Here is a 20,613-nt window from a genome sequence, read left to right as displayed (position 1 = left end):
AGAGTGATCATGTCACTTGGAATCAGCTACAACAAAACCGGCCGCGCCTTGGGGGTCGGATTGGCAATGTTGTTGGGCAGCGTCGCTGCTCCGACCTTCGCCGAAGAGCCAACTTTGAGCAAGGAAGCCTTTGAATCGTCCAAGCAATTGTACTTTGAACGCTGCGCCGGGTGTCACGGCGTGCTGCGTAAGGGGGCGACGGGTAAAAGCCTTGAGCCCTTGGTGGAGACCAAAAATGCCGACGGCACCGTGACCGAATCCGGCACTTTGAAACTGGGCCAGGAGCGGCTTGAAAAGATCATCGCCTGGGGTACTGAAGGCGGGATGAACAACTTCTCGGACGTGATGTCCGAAGACGAAATCCGCGACATGGCGACCTATATTCAGATGGAGCCGCCCAAGCCGCCGGAAATGTCGCTTGAGCAGATGATGGCGACCCGCAAAGTATACGTCGAACCCGCAGATTACCCGACCGAGCCGCTGCATGGCCGCAACTGGGAAAACTTCTTCGTGGTCATCGAACGCGATGTGGGCAAAGTGGCCGTGATCGACGGCGACACCAAGGAGGTGCTGGCGCACATCCCGACCGGTTACGCCGTACACGTTCTGAAAGCGTCCGAGCACCATAAACTGGAAGAGCCAGAAAACCCGGGACGCTTCTGGTACACGATGGGTCGCGACGGCAAGATGACCAAGATCGACCTGTGGCAGAACCCCGAGAACATGCTGGTGGCCGAAGTGACCATAGGCTATGACGCCCGCGACGTGGCCGTTTCTGGTGATGGTAAATACGTGATCGGTGGGGCCTATTGGCCGCCGCATTTCGCCATCGTTGACGCCGAAACCATGGAACCAAAAAAGGTTGTCTCGACCCGCGGCTACAACGTGGACGGGGACTATGTGGAAGAAGCCCGCGTGGCCGCTATCTACACCACCCCGAACGAGCCCACATGGATCGTCGCCGTCAAAGAGCTGGGTCAGCTCTGGCAGGTCGATTACTCTGACTTGGACAATCTGCGGATCGACAAGATCGACAGTGCCAAGTTCCTGCATGACGGGTTCTTTGATCCAACCGGTCGTTACTTCCAGATCGCCGCAAACGCGTCGAACAAGATGGTCGTGGTCGATACCGAGACCCACAAGCTGGAAGCTCTGATCGACACCGCGCCGCTGCCGCACCCCGGCCCGGGCGCCAACTGGGATGACCCGAATTGCGGTCCTGTTGCTGGGACAACCCACCTGGGTGAAGGAACGGTCACGGTTTGGGGCAACGATCCCGAAGGTCGCCCAGACGATGCCTGGAAGGTCTGCTACGAGGTCGAAACCGACGGACCCGGTCTGTTCATCCGGACGCACCCGGAATCGGATTACATCTGGGCCGACCAGACCAAGCACCCCGAGCCTGAGATCCAGCAATCGGTGCAGGTCATCGACAAGGCAACCGGTGAGATCGTGAAAACGATCCAGATCACCGAAGAGGAAGGCAACGTGGCCGTCCACTTCGAGTTCAACCAGGATGGGTCCGAAGTTTGGGTGTCCAAGTGGAACCGCTCGACCTCGAAAGAGGCCAATGGTGAGATCGTGATCTTCGACGCCAAGACACTGGAAGAGATCGGCCGCGTGAAGGGTCTGTTTGCGCCGACTGGTAAGTTCAACGTTTACAACCGGTCGAACCACGTCACCTGACGGTGTCGCAACAACTTCCGGAAAGGGCGGGCCCCTCGCCCGCCCTTTCTTCGTTTCCCCATCAGCTAAACGCGCCGGCCTGACGCGCCGGGCCAGTCAACACAGCCAACACGGAGCCCGGATATGACCTCCGAACCTGATAAAAAACCACCGATCTGGCGCCGGTATTTCCTGTGGGGGATGCCCGTGGCCGGAATTGCCGCAGCCTTTGCCGGCGGTATCATCTTCTGGGGCGGTTTCAACACCGCAATGGAAGCCACCAACACCAAGGAATTCTGCGTCTCGTGCCATGAGATGCGTGATTTTGTGTACGAAGAATACACGGGTACGATCCACGACGTGAACCGGTCCGGTGTGGGTGCGGTCTGCTCCGACTGCCACGTACCGAAAGACTGGACGCACAAGATGATCCGCAAGGTCAAGGCGTCCAAAGAGCTTTATGGCAAGGTGGTCGGTACCATCAATACCCGCGAGAAATTCGAAGCCAAACGTGTGCATTTGGCCATGAACGAATGGGAGCGGATGAAAGCCACCGACTCGCGCGAATGCCGCAACTGTCATGATTTTGAGTCGATGATGCCCGAGTTCCAAAAACCGCGCGCGCGCCAGCAGCACCTGAACGCGATGACGGTCGGTCAAACCTGCATCGACTGTCATAAGGGGATTGCGCATTCAGACGCCCGCGACCGGGCTGATGAAGAGTATCTGGAAAATCTTGAAGCCCCGAACCCGGCGTTCATTCGTGAAATCCCTGCCGAATATCTGGCAAGCCTCGAGAAGATCGAAGCTCAGGAAGCTGCCGAAGCAGAAGCGGAAAAAGCCGCCAAGAAAGCCCAGCAAGAAGCTGTTCAGGCCCAGATTGCAGCTGCCGTTGACGCAGCTGTCGCGGAAGAACGCGCCAAAGCCTCTGGTGACGAAGCCGCAGCACCTGCAGGCGGTGGAAGCGACGTTGCGACCAACATCGACTGGAACGCAGTGGCCAGCGCGGATCTGAAACTGTTCTACCCCGGTCAGGCTTCGTTTGAATGGGTCCAGAACGGCAAGTTCCACGGTGGGGCGCGGCCCCTGACCAAAGGGGGCGATCAATGTACAACCTGTCACGCCAAGGAGCTGGACGCGATCGGCAACAAGATTGTTGCGGGTGGTGATCTGGAGCCGACTCCGATCCCTGGCAAGCGCGGCGTGATCGACGCAACCGTTCAGGCGGCGCATGACGACGATAACCTGTACATCCGCCTGCAATGGCCGGACGCGGGTCACAACCCTGCCCCGTTTATCGACGGTGGCAAGATGGACCCCGACAACCAGATCAAGGTCGCGATGATGATCACGGGTACCGGCATCGAAATGGGCGATCAGGTCGGCTGCTGGGCTTCTTGTCACGCGGATAACTCTTACATGCCGTTTGACCCGGGGGCTGAGGCAATTGCCGCTAATGGGGATGTCTCTGGTCGTCTGAGCGCACAGGACACGGTGACAAAATACATCAGCGAAAGCCGCACGGATGTTGAAATCAAAGGCCGCCGTGGCAAGGCACTGGGCGGTTGGGATAAGCTGCAGGCTGCGGAACAGATCGAGCAGTACCTGGCCGATGGCACCTATCTTGACCTGATGCGCGTCTATGCAGATGGCAGCGCCACCAACGGCTATCTGTTGGAACAGCGCGTGGTCAACGACGGTGAAATCGCCGCATCGGCCGACCTGTCCGGTGGGATGTGGACGGTGGTCTTTACCCGCCCGCTGAACTCTGGCGCGCCCGGTGATGTGCCGCTGGAAGCAGGCCAGACCTATACCGTCGGCTTTGCGATCCACGACGACTTCAGTGCCGCCCGGTTCCACCATGTGACGTTGAACACCAGCCTTGCTCTGGATGACGACGGCGCAGCCATCAACGTGGTCAAGCAATAACGGACCGGGGCCGGGTCATCCGGCCCCCTCCATTTCTGGAAAGGAGACATGGAATATGAAACCCCAACGCCTTCTTCCCGCGCTGCTGCTTCTGGCCGCGCCTGCCTGGGCGGATGAAGCCTCGGAGATCTGCGCCGAGGCGGAAGAGCGCTTTGTCGAGCTGTACGGCCAGCCCTCTTCCTCCGTCGAGGATGCCGAAGTTGTGCTTATGTACAAATACAACTTCTGCCCCTTCGAGTTGACGGTGAAAGCAGGTACAACCGTCCGCTGGGTGAATGTCGACAAACGCACCAGCCACTCGGTTCTTTTGAAGGACGGCAGCGAACCGGAAAGCGACCGTTTGTTCCCTGAGGAAGCAGTTGAACTGACCTTCCTGACACCCGGCCCGCAGGATTACCTCTGCGGTCCACATTGGGAGACGCAGAACATGATCGGAATGATCACAGTCGAACAGTGATCTGAGGCCAGTGCAGGCAAGTTGAAAGGAGCGCAGATGTAAATCCTGCGCTCCTTAACTTTAGTCAAGGAAGCCGCACGGTTATTGCGCCAACCTGCCCTCATGACACGCCCGGCTCACCCAGCGACGTCTCGAATGCGCCAGGGAAATCCGGGTCTCGAAGACATTCAGACCAAGCGAGTTTGCACATGAGCGGTAAGGTTTTTCTGATTGGTGCCGGTCCCGGCGATCCCGAACTCATGACCTTGCGCGCATTGCGGATGCTGCAAGAAGCGGATGTGGTGGTATATGACCGGCTGGTGTCCGCCGACATTCTGGCTCTGCACACAGAAGGCGCGCGGCTGATCCCTGTGGGCAAAGCCCCCAAATGCCACACCGTCCCGCAGGACCGGATCAACGAAATCCTTCTTGAAGAAGCCAGCGCAGGTCACACGGTTGCCCGACTGAAAGGTGGCGACCCCATGATCTTTGGGCGCGGGTCAGAGGAAGCTGCCTATCTGATGGCCCATGGCGTCGCCGTCGAATACGCCCCTGGAATAACTGCGGCGCAAGGGGCGTCCTGTTCCACGGGCGTACCATTGACCCATCGTGGGTTGGCGACCTCAGTGCAATACGTCACCGGGCATAGGCAGGCGGACAAAGTTCTTGATCTGGACTGGAAACGACTGGCCGATCCGGATTCGACACTGGTGATCTATATGGGCGTCGCCAATATCGGTCAGATCGCCATGGGCCTGATGACCGAAAACCTGCCAGGATCGACACCGGTTCTGGCCGTTGGCAAGGCGACCACGCCCGATGAACGTCGTCTTGTATCACGGTTGGATCAACTGGCCACAGATGTGCGCACAGCCGAGTTAAAAGCGCCGACACTGTTTATCATTGGCAAAGTTGTGTCTCTCTACGCCGAGGCCTCAGTTTCCGAACTTCTGGAGCAAGCCCATGGCTAAGCTTGGAAGTGGAAAACGGAGAACGGGTTCAGCCCGTTCCAACGGATTGCGCGGGCGCTCAGGTTGGGTTGCGCGGACCTTGCTGACAACTGCGGTCCTCGCTGCCACGTCCGCCTTTGCGGCTGATGTCATTGACCCCGATGTTCTGAAACGACTTGTTCATCAGGATTGCGGCTCGTGCCACGGGTTGTCCCTGAAGGGCGGTCTTGGTCCCGATCTGCGCAGTGAGACACTTGAACACTACGACACGGATGTTTTGACCAGCGTCATTCTTGACGGCATCCCTGACACAGCGATGCCCCCGTGGCGGCCTTTGATCAGTGAAGAAGAGGCCGAATGGATTGCCCGTTACCTGCTGGAACAGGAGGCACAATGAAACACCTCATTTTAGGCCTTGCAGCCACGTTGATGTTGACGACAGCGCAGGCGGAACCCACGGCAACCGGAGACCTCGGCCTCGTAATCGAACGTGCCAAGGGATCGGTGTTGTTGGTCGATCAATCTGATCGTGCTGCTCTTGCACGTATCGAGGGGTTGGGCGATCTGTCTCATGCCTCGCTGGTCTATTCGCCGGATGAACGCTTTGCCTTTGTTTTCGGACGCGACGGAGGGCTGACCAAAGTCGATATTGTCACCCGCCAGATCGTGAATCGTGTCGTGCAGGCAGGGAACGCCATTGGCGGTGCGATCTCGGATGACGGCGAGCTGGTGGCTGTTTCGAACTACGAACCCGGCGGGGTGCGCGTGTTTGATGCGGATACGCTGGAAATGGTCGCGGATATTCCTACCGACAGCAAAACCATCGGTCTGGTCGATGCACCCGGTCGCCGGTTCGTGTTCACCATGTGGGATACGGGCGAAACATGGATCGCCGATTTTTCAAAGGGCGACCCCGAGATCACCAAGATCCCCGACATGGGAAAAAACCCCTATGACGCGCTGATCACAGCCAATGGCCGCACCTATATCACCGGCCTGTTTGGCGAAGATGGCCTGACCGCACTGGACCTCTGGGCCGAGACACCCGAACCCATCCGCGTGCTGCCCAACTACGGGCGCGGTCAGGAGGAGATGCCCGTTTACAAGATGCCCCATCTGGAAGGCTGGGCACTGACCGGGCGCGAGTTTGTTCTGCCCGCCGTTGGCCATCATGAGGTGCTTTGGATCGACGCCGATACATTGACCGAAACCGGGCGCACCAAAACCCATGGCCAGCCCGTCTTTGCCATGGCGCGGCCCGACGGGAGGCAGGTTTGGGTGAACTTCGCCCACCCGCTGAACGATACGATTCAAGTGATCGACAGCGTCAGCAAAGAGATCATCCACGAGTTCAAACCGGGCCCAGCGGTGCTGCATATGGAATTCACGCCGCGCGGGCATGAGGTTTGGATCAGCGTGCGCGACGCCAACAAGGTCATGGTCTACGACACGCACAGCCTCGAAAAACTGCGCGAGATTGATGCAGATAGCCCGTCCGGCATCTTCTTCACCGCCCGCGCGCACAGAACGGGGCTGTGACAGATGCAACATGTTACGGACCCGATTGACCGCCGTCTGTTGGACGAGTTCCAGCGCGATTTTCCCGTCACTGAACGCCCGTTTCAGGTGTTGGGCGAAGCACTTGGTCTGGACGAGGCCGAGGTTATTCAACGCCTGTCCCGAATGCGTGCCACCGGCCGCATCACACGGGTTGGCGCTACAATCACGCCCGGTGCGGTGACGGCCAGCACCCTGGCTGCCGTGTCCGTTCAAGAAGATCGGCTGGAAGAGGTCGCAGCGCTGATCGATGCCGAACCTGGCGTGAACCACAATTATCAGCGCGAAGATGCCTGGAACCTTTGGTTTGTCGCCACTGGGCCGGACCGGGCGCATGTCAACGACACCCTCGCACGGATCAGCCGATCGACCGGATTGCGGGTCTTGGATTTGCGACTGGTGCGGCCGTTCAACGTGGACCTTGGGTTTCGCATGACAGCAGGGGCAAAAAACGTTCCCAACGCTCGAAAAATTGACGCTTCGGCCATGCGAGATGGTGATCGGTGCCTGCTTCAGACACTGAGCTCGGGATTGTCTCTGGTCACGGAGCCCTTCGCGGCCTTGGCCCGTTCGCTGAACAGGAACGTGGATGACGTGATGGCGCGGGTCGTTGATTTGCACGCCGCGGGGATCATCTCGCGGCTTGGCGTCATCGTGCGTCACCGGGCGCTTGGTTGGTCGGCCAATGCGATGGTGGTCTGGGACATGCCTGCGGCACAGATCGACACTGCCGGTCCCGCTTTGGCCGCCTATCCCGGAGTGACCCTGTGTTACGAGCGCAATCCTGTTCCTGATGTCTGGCCGTACCGCCTCTATTCCATGATCCATGCCCGCTCGCGCAGCGAAGCGCTTGAGGTTTTGGCCCGCGCTCGCGCCTTGCCAGAACTGTTTGGAGCCCAGCACAAGGTCCTGTTCTCGACCCGCTGCTTCAAACAAACCGGCGCGCTGATCCAGACAAAGGAGGCCGCGGCATGACGCTTGACGCAATTGACCGGGCAATTCTGAACCGGATACAGGACGATCTGCCGCTGTCTTCGCGCCCCTATGCCGTTGTGGCCGAAGAACTGGGCTTGCCCGAAGCCGATTTACTGGCGCGCCTGGCGCGCATGAAGGAAGATCGCGTCCTCACGCGCTTCGGCCCGTTTTTCGATGCGGCGGCAATGGGCGGCGCGTTTTGCCTTTGCGCCATGGCCGTTTCCCCCGAAAAATTCGAGACCGTCCTGACCAAAGTCAATGCACACCGCGAGGTGGCCCATAATTATGAACGCACGCACCGGCTGAACATGTGGTTCGTGCTGGCCACCGAAACGCCCGAGGGGATCGAGGCCGCCGCCGATGCGATCGAACGGGAAACGGGGATAGCGGTTCTCCGTTTCCCCAAACTGCAGGAATTCTTTATCGGCTTCCGGGTGGCGGCATGATCGACGCGAAAGACAGAGAGATTATCGAGGCATTGCAATGTGGCCTGCCGCTTGTGCCCGAACCTTATGCACAGGTAGCGAACAGCCTCGGCATCGACGAAGACGCGCTGTTGTACCGGCTGGCCGAGATGAAATCACGGGGTGTGATCCGTCGCGTCGCCGCCGCACCCAACCACTACAAGCTGGGCATGACCTCGAACGGGATGACCGTCTGGGATGTAGAGGACAGCCTGATTACCGAAATGGGTACTCAGATAGGCCAGTTGCCGTTTGTCACCCATTGCTATGAACGCCCCCGCGCCCTGCCCGGTTGGCCCTATAACCTGTTTGCAATGGTTCATGGCGCAGACCGGGCCGAGGTCGAAGAGAAGCGCGCCGAAATTGCCGCCATTCTGGGCGATGCCTGCCGGGCCAACGACATCCTCTATTCAACGCGCATCCTGAAAAAGACAGGCCTGCGCCTGAAACAGAAAGGCTGAGACAATGTTCCGCCTGACCGAATACATGCATCAACTGGTCAAACCGACCCCGGTGCGCAAACGCCGCCCGGGACCGGTGAAACCAGTGGTAATCTGGAACCTGACCCGGCGCTGCAATCTGAAATGCCGCCATTGTTACACCGTCTCGGCGGATGTGGCGTTCCCGGGCGAGCTCAGTCATGAGCAAGCCATGGTAACCCTTGAGGATCTTGGCCAGTTTCGCGTCCCGGCCTTGATCCTCTCGGGTGGGGAGCCGCTGGACCGATTCGATTTCTTTGACATCGCCAAACGCGCGCGTGCGTTGGTGCCGATGCTGGCGCTGTCGACCAATGGTACGCGGATTTACGACGAAACCGCCGACAAGATTGCCGATATAGGATTTAACTATGTCGGCATCTCGCTGGACGGGATCGGAGCCACCAATGACTGGTTCCGCGGGGTTGAGGGCGCTTTTGCCGACGCTTTGCGCGGCGTGCGCGAATGTAAGAAACGCGGCATTAAGGTGGGTTTGCGGTTCTGTCTGACCGAAGGCACGCAGCATCACCTGCCCGACCTGCTGAAACTGTGTGATGATGAGGGCGTCGACAAGTTCTACCTGTCTCACCTCGTTTATGCCGGACGCGGCGATAAGAACCGGGGCGAGGACGCTGAACACCTGCGGACGCGCAAAGGCCTAGACCTGCTGCTGGAGCGCGCATGGGAAGCTGCGTCGGGGGGGCGTCCGCTGGATATCGTAACTGGCAACAACGATGCTGATGCTGGATACTTCCTCAATTGGGTGCGAGCGCATTTCGATGAGGCTAAAGTGGCCCATGTGCGGGAACATCTGGCCGCATGGGGCGGCAACTCCAGCGGGTTGGGTGTGGCCAATATCGACAATCTGGGCCGGGTGCATCCCGACACCTATTGGTCCGATTACACGGTCGGCAATGTGAAAACCCAGGCGTTCTCGGACCTGTGGACCAGCGATGATCCGATGCTGGCCATGTTGCGCACCCGCCCACGCCCGTTGAAGGGGCGCTGCGGTGCGTGTCAGTTGAATGATGTCTGCGGTGGCAACACTCGTATCAGGGCCTTGCAGCTGACCGGCGATCCCTGGGCCGAAGATCCGGCCTGTTATCTGTCAAACCAAGAAATAGGTGTCGAGGATGCGGGCGAACGTCTGCAAGTCACGCCGTTCCGAGGGAAACGTCATGATCCGGCACATCAGTTCTTTTGACACTGTTCACTCAGACCCTTCTACCGACGCGCGGGCGGTGCCTGCGGGAGCCTCCGGCGGGAGTATTTTGAAAAAGATGAAGATCGGTGGGCTTGCCTGCATTCTGACCGTAGGCGCTGCTTGGGCGGATGCGCCTTCGGACTATGCTGAACATTGCGCCTCGTGCCACGGAGAGAACCGTCTGGGCGGCGTGGGGCCGGCTCTGATCCCCGAGACGTTAAAACGCATGCGCGGGCCGCGTGTGGCCGCCGTGATTGCCGAGGGGCGCGCGGCTACGCAAATGCCTGCTTTTTCACATGAACTAGACACTTTGCAGATCGAGGAACTGGCGGGTTGGCTGAAATCTCCGTTGGAAAGTGATCCCGAATGGGGCGAGTCCGATATCACGGCCAGTCGTACTCTCGACGCGGAGTATGTCGCGGTTGACGCTCCTGTTTGGGACAGCGATCCGATGAACATCACGCTGGTGGTTGAGACCGGTGACCACCATGTCAGCGTTCTGGATGGTGACACGTTCGAGGTTCTGGACCGGTTCGAAACCCCATTTGCCGTCCACGGCGGACCGAAATTCAGCCCTGATGGCCGCTATGTCTTCATCATGTCCCGCGATGGATGGGTCCAAAAATACGACATATGGGCGTTGAAACAGGTGGGCCGTGTGCGGGCCGGCCTCAACAGCCGCAACATCGCCATGTCGGGTGATGGCAAGTTGGTGGCGGTGGCGAATTACCTGCCCAACAGCCTGACCCTGCTGTCGACCGAAGACCTGTCCGTGGCCAAGGTCATCGACATCAAGAGCAAGAAGGGAAAGCCAAGCCGCGTTTCCGCTGTGTATCAGGCACCTCCGCGTGAAAGCTTTGTTCTGGCGCTGAAAGACGTGCCCGAGATTTGGGAAGTCTTCTATGGTGCCAATCCGCCGCAATTCGGGTTGGGGCACGATTTCCGCATCGAGGGGCAGTTCAAGAACCCTGACCCTTTCCCCGTACGCAAGATCACCACGCCCGACTACCTGGACGATTTCTTTTTCGACCAGAGCTATGAATACGTCATGGGCGCGTCCCGCGATGGTAAGGGCGGTCAAGTGATCGACCTTGTGATTGGCCACAAAGTGGCCGATCTGGACCTGCCGGGTATGCCGCATCTGGGGTCGGGCATCACGTGGCGGTATGACGATACCACCGTGATGGCCACGCCCCATTTGACCGATGGTACAGTGTCGGTGATCGATATGGAAACATGGGAAACGGTCAAGCGGATCAAGACCGAAGGACCCGGTTTCTTCATGCGCAGCCATGAAAACTCGCCTTATGTCTGGGCCGATGTTTTCTTTGGTCCCAACAAGGACGCGATGCATGTGATCGACAAGCAAAGCCTTGAAATTGTAGAGACTTTGCGCCCTGCGCCGGGTAAAACCGTGGCACATGTGGAGTTCACCAAGGATGGTAGCCATGCGTTGGTTTCGATCTGGGAAGATGACGGCGCGGTGATCGTCTATGACGCGCAGACTCTGGAAGAGGTCCGCCGCCTGCCGATGCGCAAACCTTCGGGGAAATACAATGTCTGGAACAAAATCACCTTCTCGGAAGGCACCAGCCACTGACGGCAAATGGCCGGTTTGGAAGCTGGCCATTCTGCTCTATCCGGCCGCGGCACTGACCGTGGCCATCAACCTGTTTTTACTGGGTTTAATTTCGCACAGTATTGGGTTCGGAGCGATTGAACCTGTTCCCGCACTTCTGTGGTCCATCCCATTGGGCATTCCGGCGACATGGCTGGCAGGGCGCTGGGTGCGTGGATTGATGGACGAGGCAGACGGCTGAACGAAAAACCGGCCTGCCTGACCAAAGTCAAGTATCGGAAAGAGAGAATCCCATACGGTTCCGTAAAGACTACCGAGTTGGATTCTCCATGTCCGCCTATCACTTTCGCCACATCCTTCCTGACCGCGCCTTGCGTGCGGCATGTGGATTGGCGGGCATATTCCTTTTGTTGTTGCAACTGCTTGGTCCGGTGCTGGCGAGTCCTGGACAAAGCATGTGGGTGGAGATCTGCTCGGAGGCAGGCGCGGTATGGGTTGAGGTGGACTTTGAGGAGGAAAACACCGATCCAACCGTGCCCTGCCCGGAATGTGCCGATTGCGTGCTTTGCGCGGTGACAACTGCAGCCCCGCTGCCCGACCTGCCATTGCTGACACAAACCGGAAATGTACAGTTTGTACCCGCAGCAATCAGCGACCTGTGCATTTTGTACAACTCGAAGCAACTGTGGCCCGAAACCCGAGGCCCCCCGTTCGCGACCCAAGAAAAATCTGAACGCGCCCTGCGCGCGTCCGTGGCGTCCATCCCAAGTATCGGAGGTGCGCCGTGGTCGTAAGTCGCGCAATCCATTCTCTGCTGGCCCTTGCCCTGTCCTGCCTGATGGCGATCAGTGCCCATGCTGACAGCCTCGCCAGCTTCCTGCCTGAAATCGAACCCTCGGATCTGGCCCCCGGCGCCGATGCCTTTGGACCGGTCCGCGATGACGTCCCTGTTGCACCCGTCCTCAACGGTAGCGAAACCGTTGCTTGGGCTTTTCTGACCTCTGATTTTGTCGGGACCACAGGCTATTCCGGTAAACCCATCCATGTGGTTGCTGCGATTGATGACGATGCGGTGCTGACCGGTGTGCAACTGGTCAAACACTCGGAACCTATCGTTCTGATCGGCATCCCCAATTCGCGCATGGTCGAGCTGACTGAGGGCTATGCCGGGCTGGATCTGAAACGCGAGGCCGAAACCGGCGGTGAGGGGCATGACCTCGACATCATCTCGGGTGCGACGGTGACGATCATGGTGATCGATGACAGCCTTGTTCGCGGCGGCATCAAGGTGGCGCGGGCGCTGGGGCTGGGCGGGCTGTCTCCGGTACAGGCCGATGGGCCGAAGCGCGACGTCGATATGGCGCAGGACGCGGTTTATGACTGGACCACATTGTCTGGCGATGGATCGGTGCGGCGGCTGACACTGGATATCGGTCAGGTCAACGCGGCGTTCGAAGCCACCGGCGATCAGCGCGCCACCAAGCGCCCTGAGCCGGGTGAGCCGGATGACACCTTTATCGACATGCACATGGCGCTGGTTTCGGTCCCCTCGATCGGCAAATCGCTGCTGGGTGAGGCCGAATATCAGAATCTGGTGGATTGGCTGGACGAAGGCGAGCAGGCCATTCTGGTGCTGGGGCGCGGGGCCTACAGCTTCAAAGGCTCGGGCTATGTCCGGGGTGGCATTTTCGACCGGATTCAGCTGATCCAGGGCGACAGTTCCGTGCGGTTCTTTGACAAGCAACAGCGCCGTTTGGGCACGGTTGCCGCGCCGGACGCGCCCAGTTTCACAGAGCTGGACATCTTCAAAATCCCGGCCGATGCCGAGTTCGACCCGGCCGAGCCCTTCCGCCTGCAACTGCTTGTGCAGCGCGCCGTTGGTGCGGTTGAGAAAACCTTTCTAACCTTCGATCTGGGTTACAAACTGCCGGAACATTACCTGCTGCCGGTCGTCGCCCCGGCAGTCGTGGATGACGCCACCAGCGAAGCCGCGGCCAAGGCCGCGCTGTGGCAGCGCATCTGGAAAGATCGCACCGTCGAAATAGGCGTCCTCGGCATCATGCTGCTGGTGCTGACGGCCACTTTCTTCTTCCAGTTCCACGCCACCATGAACGCACGGGTCTTCTATTGGTTCCGCATCGGGTTCCTGACCATGACGCTGTTCTTCATCGGCTGGTATGCAAATGCGCAGCTGAGCGTGGTGAACCTGATGGCTTTGGCGGGCAGCCTGCGGACCGGCTTTTCGTGGGATGCCTTCCTTCTTGACCCGCTGGTCTTTATCCAATGGTTTGCCGTCGCCGCCGCCCTGCTGTTCTGGGGCCGTGGGGCCTATTGCGGCTGGCTCTGCCCGTTCGGCGCGCTGCAAGAGCTGACCAACAAGATCGCACGCGCGCTGAAGGTGCCGCAATGGACCCTGCCCTGGGGTCTGAACGAGCGGCTTTGGCCCGCGAAATACATGATTTTCCTCGTGCTGTTCGGGATCAGCTTTGTGTCGATCCCGCTGGCCGAGAAATATGCCGAGATCGAGCCGTTCAAGACCGCGATCATTCTGAAATTCATGCGCGACTGGCCGTTTGTGGTATTTGCGCTGGCCTTGCTGGGGATCGGGCTGTTCATTGAACGCTTTTATTGCCGCTACCTTTGCCCGTTGGGCGGAGCGCTGGCGATCCCCGCCCGTATTCGCATGTTCGACTGGCTGCGCCGCTACCCCGATTGCGGCAGCCCCTGTCAGACCTGCGCCAACGAATGCCCCGTTCAGGCGATCCACCCAACCGGTGAGATCAATCCGAACGAGTGCGTCACCTGCCTGCATTGTCAGGTGCTTTACCAGTCCGAGGACAAATGTCCCGTCGTTATCCGCCAGTTGAAACGGCGGGCCAAGACAGGGGCGGTCAACCTCAAGACCCCCCTCGGGCAACCACCGGCGAACCATCCGAACGCCAAACCGCAATCCGTTTCCTAAAAAGGAGGAACGATCATGTCGGAACATGACAAGAAACTGAACATCACGCGCCGTGGGATGTTGGGGGCCACCGCCACCGGTGCGGTGATTGCCGGGACCGGGCTTGGCTCGACCCTGATGACCGCCCGCGAGGCCAGCGCTGCCGCAAACGCGCATCTGGAGCCCGGCGAATTGGACGAATATTACGGCTTCTGGTCTTCGGGTCAGACCGGTGAACTGCGCATTCTGGGTGTGCCTTCGATGCGCGAGCTCATGCGCGTGCCTGTGTTCAACCGTTGCTCGGCCACCGGTTGGGGCCAGACCAACGAGTCGCTGAAGATTCTGACCGAAGGCCTGCTGCCTGAAACCAAAGAGTTCCTGGCCGCAAATGGCAAGGTCACCTATGACAATGGCGACCTGCACCACCCGCATATGTCCTTCACCGATGGCACCTATGACGGTCGCTTTCTGTTCATGAACGACAAGGCCAACACCCGCGTGGCCCGTGTGCGCTGTGACGTGATGAAATGCGACAAGATCATCGAGATCCCGAACGCGCATGACATCCACGGCCTGCGTCCGCAGAAATACCCGCGCACCGGCTATATCTTCGCCAATGGCGAACACGAGGCACCGCTGGTCAATGATGGTGAGATCCTCGACGATCCGTCGCAATACGTGAACATCTTCACCGCCATCGACGGTGACACGATGGAGATCGCGTGGCAGGTGATGGTCTCGGGCAACCTCGACAACACCGACTGTGACTATCAGGGCAAATACGCATTCTCGACCTCGTACAACTCGGAAATGGGTATGAACCTGGCCGAGATGACCGAGAACGAACTGGACCATGTGGTCGTGTTCAACCTGAAAGGCATTGAGGACGCGATTGCTGCGGGCAACTATCAGGAACTGAACGGCGTCAAAGTCGTGGACGGGCGCAAAGAGGCCGGTGGCAACCTGACCCGCTATATCCCGATCCCGAACTCGCCGCACGGTGTGAACGCCGCGCCCGACAAGAAGCACATCATGATCAACGGCAAGCTGTCTCCGACCGTGTCTGTGATCGATGTCGAGAAGGTCGATGCGCTGTTTGCCGACAACGCTGATCCACGCTCGGCCATCGTGGCGGAACCGCAGCTGGGTCTTGGCCCGCTTCACACAGCGTTCGATGGTAAAGGCAATGCCTACACCACGCTGTTCCTGGACAGCCAGGTAGTGAAATGGGACATCACCAAAGCGATTGAGGCTTATGGTGGTGCCGACGTTGATCCGATCCTTGACAAGGTGGACGTTCAGTATCAGCCGGGCCACAACTCGACCTCGATGGGCGAGACCGCCGAGGCTGACGGCAAGTGGCTGATTTCGATGAACAAGTTCTCGAAAGACCGCTTCCTGAACGTTGGTCCGCTGAAGCCCGAAAACGAGCAGCTGATCGACATCTCGGGCGACAAGATGAAGGTGGTTCACGACGGCCCGACCTTTGCGGAGCCGCACGACTCGATCCTTGTGCACCGGTCCAAGGTGAACCCGGTCAATGTCTGGGATCGCAATGACCCGATGTGGGAAGATGCCCGCAAGCAGGCAGAGGCCGACGGTGTCGATCTGGACTATGGGGCGGATGAGCCGATCCGGGATGGCAACAAAGTGCGGGTCTACATGACCTCGGTCGCGCCTGTGTTCAGCATGGAGAAGTTCACCGTCAAACAAGGCGATGAAGTCACTGTCTATGTCACCAACCTGGATGATGTGGATGACGTGACCCACGGCTTCTGCCTGTCAAACTTCGGCGTTGCGATGGAGGTTGCACCGCAGGCCACTGCCTCGGTCACTTTCATCGCCGACCGTCCGGGCGTGCACTGGTTCTATTGCCAGTGGTTCTGCCACGCGCTGCACATGGAAATGCGCGGCCGGATGTTTGTTGAGCCGCGGAGCGCGTAAAATGCGTTGGCCCCTGCTCATATCGCTCCTGCTCGGCTCGCCCCTTTGGGCGGCGGACTGGGATGTGCCCAACCGGGCGGGGGCCATCAATGAAATACTGGCGCAGGCGGCGGATGGAGACACCCTCCGCCTGAGCCCCGGCGTTTACTTTGAAACGCTGGTTCTGGACCGGCCCGTTACCCTCGACGGGCTGGGACGGGCCACCATCGACGGACAAGGCCAAGGCAGCGTCATCACGGTGACCGGGCCGGGCGTGACAGTGCGCGGGTTGACGGTGATTGGCTCGGGTTCCAGCCATGACGGGATCGACAGCGGCATCCAGCTGACCAAGACGGCGCACGCGCCGGTGGTCGTGGATAACGTGCTGCTGGGCAATCTCTACGGTATCGACATCCACGGGGCCAAAGACAGCATCGTACGCCGCAACCGGATCGAAGGGCGTCAGGACCGCCACATGAACGCACGCGGCAATGGTGTCTATGTCTGGAACGCGCCGGGTGCGGTGGTTGAAGACAATGACATAAGGTTCGGACGCGACGGGATTTTTGTGAACTCGTCGAAAAAGAACACCTTCACCGGTAACTTGTTCCGCGATCTGCGCTTTGCGGTGCATTACATGTATGCAGATGACTCGGTCGTCAGCGACAATGTCTCAATCGGCAACGATCTGGGCTATGCAGTGATGTTCACGACGAATGTGACCGTGGCCAACAATGTCTCGATCAGTGATCGCGAACATGGCGTGATGCTGAACTATGCCAACAAAAGCACCATCACCGGCAACGTGGTGAAAGGTGCCAAGGAAAAATGCACCTTTCTCTATAACTCGAACAAGAACGAATTCACCGACAACTGGTTCCAGGGATGCGGCATCGGCATCCACTTTACCGCCGGGTCCGAGCGCAACCGGATCGTCGGCAACGCCTTTGTCGGCAACCGGACCCAGGTGAAATATGTCTCGACCAAATGGGTCGAGTGGTCAGAAGACGGGCGCGGCAATTACTGGTCCGACTTTGCCGCCTTTGATGTGGATGGCAACGGCATCGCCGATGCCCCCTATCGCCCCAACGACTCGATGGACCACGTGCTGTGGACCCAACCCGCAGCCAAATTGCTGCTCGGCTCTCCTGCCGTGCAGCTGGTGCGCTGGTCGCAATCGGCCTTCCCGGCGCTGTTGCCGGGGGGCGTGATGGACAGCAACCCATTGATGCAAGCCCCTGAACCCCCAGCAATGAAAAAGGTGCCTCATGACGGATAAGGCCCTGTCTATCGACAATGTCTGCAAGGACCGAGGGAAAACCTGCGTTCTTGACGATATCACCCTATCCCTTGCCCCCGGACAGCGCGTCGCGCTGCTGGGCCATAACGGCGCGGGCAAGTCGACCCTGATCAAATCCATCCTCGGCCTGACGCCGATCCATGGCGGCGCCATTCGGATCGGGGACGCCACCCCCGGCAGCGCGCAAGCGCGGCGGGAAACGGCTTATCTGCCCGAAGCGGTGTCCTTCCATCCCGCGTTGACCGGGCGCGAGCAACTGACCCTGTTTGCGCAGCTTTCGGGCGCAAAGGCCGACGTGCCCGGCCTGTTGGAGCGGGTCGGCTTGAGCGACGCTTTGGACCGTCGGATCGGCACCTATTCCAAAGGGATGCGGCAACGTCTGGGTCTGGCGCAGGTGCTGCTGGGTCAGCCGAAAGTGGCGCTGTTGGACGAACCGACAAGCGGGTTGGATCCGATTTCGCGGCAGGATCTCTATGCCATCATTGACGAGCTTGCCGCTCAGGGTACCGCCGTTCTGATCGCGTCTCATGCCTTGACCGAGGTCGAGGCCCGCACCGACCGCATTGCCATCATGCGCAAGGGTCGGATGGTGGCTGATGACACGCTGACCAACCTGTCGGCGCTGGCCGGTCTGCCGATCCGCCTGAAAGTGCGCGCCAGTGCCAACGCTGACGCCTTGGCCGCCGAACTGGGTGGCAGCCGGATCAACGGGGCGTCGGTCGAGCTGCTCTGCACCCCTGAAGACAAGATGGAGGCCCTGCGCCGGATCGCTGGCATGGGCGACGCGGTGGCGGATGTGGAGATGACGCCACCCAAGCTGGAAGACCTTTATCGCCACTATGCTCAGGAGGAGATGCAATGACCCGCTTCCTCGTCATCACCCGCACCGAAATGCTGATCCTGCGCCGCAACCGATGGCTGCTGGTCGCGACGCTGATCATGGTGCTGTTCGCTCTGGCGCTGACCTTTGCAGGCAGTACGCCAACCGGCACGCTGGGGGTCGATATGCTGACCGTTTCGGTGGCCTCGATGACCACGCTGTCGGTCTATCTTGCGCCCCTGCTGGCGCTGATGATTGCCTTTGACGCCATTGCAGGCGATGTGGATCGCGGTAGCCTGTCACTGCTGCTGTCTTACCCGGCGGGGCGCGGTGAAATCCTGCTGGGCAAATTCACCGCCCATCTGGCCGCTTTGGCCTTCGCTATGACCGTCGGTTTCGGTATCGCAGGCGCAGTGGCAGCGTTCTTTGGCGGCGCGGGGCCGGACAGCCTGATGGCGCTGACGCGCCTTATCCTCACATCCATCCTGCTGGGCGCTGTCTTTCTGGCGCTGGGATACCTGCTGTCCGCCCTGGCAAAGGGGGCTACGGCGGCGGCGGGTCTGTCGGCCGGGCTCTGGCTGGTTTTTGTCGTCCTCTATGATCTGGGCCTGTTGGGGGCCGTCGTCATGGACAAGGGCGGCAGCTTCACCCAATCCGTCTTTCCATGGGTGATGGTGGCCAACCCGGCCGACGCATTCCGACTGTGGAACATCGCCGCAACCGAAGGCGTTGCGATGGCGTCCGGCATGACCGGGGCGGCGCAGGCCCTGCCCGTCTGGGCCGCGCCTGCATCGCTGCTGATCTGGCCCTTGCTGGCTTTCGCCCTCGCCCGCCTCGCTTTCCGGAGGGTTGAACCATGAAACACCTTGCTCTGATCGCCTTGGTCGCGCTGGCGGCCTGCAAGGAAGAGGTGGCCGAGGCCCCCGACCCGGTCGATTTGACTCCCGATGCGCTGAGCTATTTCTGCCAGATGAACATCGCCGAACATGGCGGGCCAAAGGGCCAGATCCATCTTGAGGGTTATCCCGCGCCGCTGTTCTTTGCCCAGGTGCGCGACATGGTGGCATACCTCAAAAGCCCGGAGCGCGATGCGGATATCACTGCCGTTTATGTCAGCGATATGGGTATTGCGCCAAGCTGGCGACAGCCGGGGATTTCGAACTGGATCGCGGCTGAGGGCGCGACCTTTGTCGTTGGGGCTAATGTGGCCGGAGGTATGGGCGCGCGCGAAGTCGTACCCTTTGCGGACCCCGCCGCCGCCCAGACGTTCATTGATATCTACGGCGGGGCCGCGCTGAGTTTGCCGGACATCCCGGATACCGAAGTACTTGGCCCCGTCGATCTTGATCTGCAGTTGGAGACCCCCGTATGACCGCCCTGTCCCGCCGCAGATTTTTGATCATCTCAGCCGCTTGCGCTGCGGCTGTCCCGGCATCTGCCTCTGACGCGCGGTGGCACGGCACGGCACTGGGGGCCGCCGCAAGCCTGAGGCTGGTCGGGCTGACAGATGCCGACGCGGCACCGATCATCGCGGCCGTTGAGGCAGAGGTTACGCGGCTGGAGGACATTTTCAGCCTGTACCGCCCTCAGTCGCAGCTCAGCCGATTGAATCGCGACGGTGTTCTGGCAGCTCCGGCCCCGGAATTGTTGTCCGTCTTGAGCCTGTGTTCGGCTCTGCACCAGGCCTCGGACGGTGCGTTTGATCCGAGCATTCAACCCTTGTGGTCCGCGCTGGCGACAGGGGCACGTCCTGAAGAATTGGTTGAAGTTCGGCAGGTAATAGGCTGGCAACACGTGTCTTTTGACACTTCTACTGTGTGTCTGCCGCTGCCCGGCCGGTCGGCGCTGACGTTGAACGGTATTGCGCAGGGTGCGATCACCGATCGGATCGCCGCGTTGCTGCGCGGCTTTGGACTGCGGGATGTTCTGGTCGATATGGGAGAGATCGCCGCTTTGGGTGCGCGGGGCGATGGCACGCCTTGGAAGGTTGGGTTAGCGTTGCCGGATCAGAGTGTTCTGAAGCGCGTCGCGCTAAGCGACCGGGCCGTTGCGACTTCGTCTTCGTTTGGTACTCAGGTGGGCCATGGCTTTGGGCACATCATGACCCCGGACGGGCCTGCAAGCCAGGCCAGAACGGTTTCTGTTTCTGCCCCGGAAGCGGCAGTGGCCGATGGGTTGTCTACAGCGCTTTGCGCTGCACCCGCCGATACATCCGATGACATCGCGCGACATTTTCCTGAGGCTCGGATCGAGGTGAGCGTCTAGCGCAGGATCACAATTCCAGAGCTGATCAACAAAAATTCTCAAAAACATGATATAGGTCAAATTGTGCACTGTTCCGGACCGCTAGGAAGGAAGGACGCGAACCTATCAATCTAAATCCGAGTCGCCAGC

Annotated in this window: 20 protein-coding genes; all 20 read left to right on the top strand. The window is 59.7% G+C overall.

Annotated elements, in window-relative coordinates; all coding sequences use genetic code 11:
- Window positions 1-9 precede the first annotated feature (9 nt).
- The 20 genes from ACR0LF_RS16880 (at window position 10) to ACR0LF_RS16785 (ending at window position 20,484) form a co-directional block, all read left to right on the top strand.
- A complete protein-coding gene (locus tag ACR0LF_RS16880; protein WP_480577085.1) occupies window positions 10-1,686 on the top strand; it encodes a cytochrome D1 domain-containing protein in 1,677 nt (558 codons plus the stop codon).
- 123 nt (window positions 1,687-1,809) lie between these two features.
- On the top strand, window positions 1,810-3,594 hold the full coding sequence (locus ACR0LF_RS16875; RefSeq protein WP_480577088.1) for a NapC/NirT family cytochrome c: 1,785 nt from the start codon (window positions 1,810-1,812) through the stop codon (window positions 3,592-3,594).
- Window positions 3,595-3,649: 55 nt separating this feature from the next.
- Window positions 3,650-4,051, top strand: a complete 402-nt coding sequence (locus tag ACR0LF_RS16870; RefSeq protein ID WP_480577091.1) for a cupredoxin domain-containing protein — start codon at window positions 3,650-3,652, stop codon at window positions 4,049-4,051.
- 188 nt (window positions 4,052-4,239) lie between these two features.
- Complete coding sequence (gene cobA / locus ACR0LF_RS16865; protein WP_480577094.1) at window positions 4,240-5,001, top strand: uroporphyrinogen-III C-methyltransferase; 762 nt, start codon at window positions 4,240-4,242, stop codon at window positions 4,999-5,001.
- On the top strand, window positions 4,994-5,377 hold the full coding sequence (locus ACR0LF_RS16860) for a c-type cytochrome (protein WP_480577097.1): 384 nt from the start codon (window positions 4,994-4,996) through the stop codon (window positions 5,375-5,377). Before cobA ends, ACR0LF_RS16860 begins: the two co-directional genes overlap by 8 nt.
- A complete protein-coding gene (locus ACR0LF_RS16855) occupies window positions 5,374-6,519 on the top strand; it encodes a cytochrome D1 domain-containing protein (RefSeq protein WP_480577100.1) in 1,146 nt (381 codons plus the stop codon). Before ACR0LF_RS16860 ends, ACR0LF_RS16855 begins: the two co-directional genes overlap by 4 nt.
- Window positions 6,520-6,522: 3 nt before the next feature.
- The gene (ahbB, locus tag ACR0LF_RS16850) at window positions 6,523-7,512 is read left to right on the top strand and encodes a siroheme decarboxylase subunit beta (protein WP_480577103.1); all 990 of its coding nucleotides are present in this window, start codon (window positions 6,523-6,525) and stop codon (window positions 7,510-7,512) included.
- Entirely contained in the window at window positions 7,509-7,958 is a 450-nt protein-coding gene (locus ACR0LF_RS16845; protein ID WP_480577105.1) for an Lrp/AsnC family transcriptional regulator, read from the top strand. Before ahbB (ACR0LF_RS16850) ends, ACR0LF_RS16845 begins: the two co-directional genes overlap by 4 nt.
- Window positions 7,955-8,437 (top strand): siroheme decarboxylase subunit beta, encoded by a 483-nt coding sequence (gene ahbB, locus ACR0LF_RS16840; protein ID WP_480577108.1) that lies wholly within the window; start codon window positions 7,955-7,957, stop codon window positions 8,435-8,437. Before ACR0LF_RS16845 ends, ahbB (ACR0LF_RS16840) begins: the two co-directional genes overlap by 4 nt.
- Before the next feature lie 4 nt (window positions 8,438-8,441).
- Window positions 8,442-9,656 (top strand): heme d1 biosynthesis radical SAM protein NirJ, encoded by a 1,215-nt coding sequence (gene nirJ, locus ACR0LF_RS16835; protein ID WP_480577111.1) that lies wholly within the window; start codon window positions 8,442-8,444, stop codon window positions 9,654-9,656.
- 76 nt (window positions 9,657-9,732) lie between these two features.
- Window positions 9,733-11,256: a cytochrome D1 domain-containing protein gene (locus tag ACR0LF_RS16830; protein WP_480577113.1), complete on the top strand. Its 1,524-nt coding sequence runs from the start codon at window positions 9,733-9,735 to the stop codon at window positions 11,254-11,256.
- Window positions 11,213-11,476, top strand: coding sequence for a hypothetical protein (locus ACR0LF_RS16825; RefSeq protein WP_480577116.1), 264 nt, complete (start codon window positions 11,213-11,215; stop codon window positions 11,474-11,476). Before ACR0LF_RS16830 ends, ACR0LF_RS16825 begins: the two co-directional genes overlap by 44 nt.
- Window positions 11,477-11,564: 88 nt before the next feature.
- Entirely contained in the window at window positions 11,565-12,029 is a 465-nt protein-coding gene (locus tag ACR0LF_RS16820; protein ID WP_480577120.1) for a DUF2946 family protein, read from the top strand.
- A gap of 44 nt (window positions 12,030-12,073) precedes the next feature.
- A complete protein-coding gene (locus ACR0LF_RS16815; protein WP_480577264.1) occupies window positions 12,074-14,197 on the top strand; it encodes a 4Fe-4S binding protein in 2,124 nt (707 codons plus the stop codon).
- A gap of 15 nt (window positions 14,198-14,212) precedes the next feature.
- Window positions 14,213-16,120 (top strand): TAT-dependent nitrous-oxide reductase, encoded by a 1,908-nt coding sequence (gene nosZ / locus ACR0LF_RS16810; RefSeq protein ID WP_480577123.1) that lies wholly within the window; start codon window positions 14,213-14,215, stop codon window positions 16,118-16,120.
- Between the two features lies 1 nt (window position 16,121).
- Window positions 16,122-17,378, top strand: coding sequence for a nitrous oxide reductase family maturation protein NosD (locus tag ACR0LF_RS16805; RefSeq protein ID WP_480577126.1), 1,257 nt, complete (start codon window positions 16,122-16,124; stop codon window positions 17,376-17,378).
- On the top strand, window positions 17,368-18,261 hold the full coding sequence (locus ACR0LF_RS16800) for an ABC transporter ATP-binding protein (protein WP_480577129.1): 894 nt from the start codon (window positions 17,368-17,370) through the stop codon (window positions 18,259-18,261). Before ACR0LF_RS16805 ends, ACR0LF_RS16800 begins: the two co-directional genes overlap by 11 nt.
- A complete protein-coding gene (locus ACR0LF_RS16795; protein WP_480577132.1) occupies window positions 18,258-19,079 on the top strand; it encodes an ABC transporter permease in 822 nt (273 codons plus the stop codon). Before ACR0LF_RS16800 ends, ACR0LF_RS16795 begins: the two co-directional genes overlap by 4 nt.
- Window positions 19,076-19,591, top strand: a complete 516-nt coding sequence (locus ACR0LF_RS16790; RefSeq protein WP_480577135.1) for a nitrous oxide reductase accessory protein NosL — start codon at window positions 19,076-19,078, stop codon at window positions 19,589-19,591. Before ACR0LF_RS16795 ends, ACR0LF_RS16790 begins: the two co-directional genes overlap by 4 nt.
- The gene (locus ACR0LF_RS16785) at window positions 19,588-20,484 is read left to right on the top strand and encodes an FAD:protein FMN transferase (protein ID WP_480577138.1); all 897 of its coding nucleotides are present in this window, start codon (window positions 19,588-19,590) and stop codon (window positions 20,482-20,484) included. Before ACR0LF_RS16790 ends, ACR0LF_RS16785 begins: the two co-directional genes overlap by 4 nt.
- The last annotated feature ends 129 nt before the right edge of the window (window positions 20,485-20,613 follow it).

The sequence above is a fragment of the Ruegeria sp. E8 genome (genome assembly GCF_056533985.1).
This window is presented reverse-complemented; position numbering and strand designations above follow the sequence as displayed.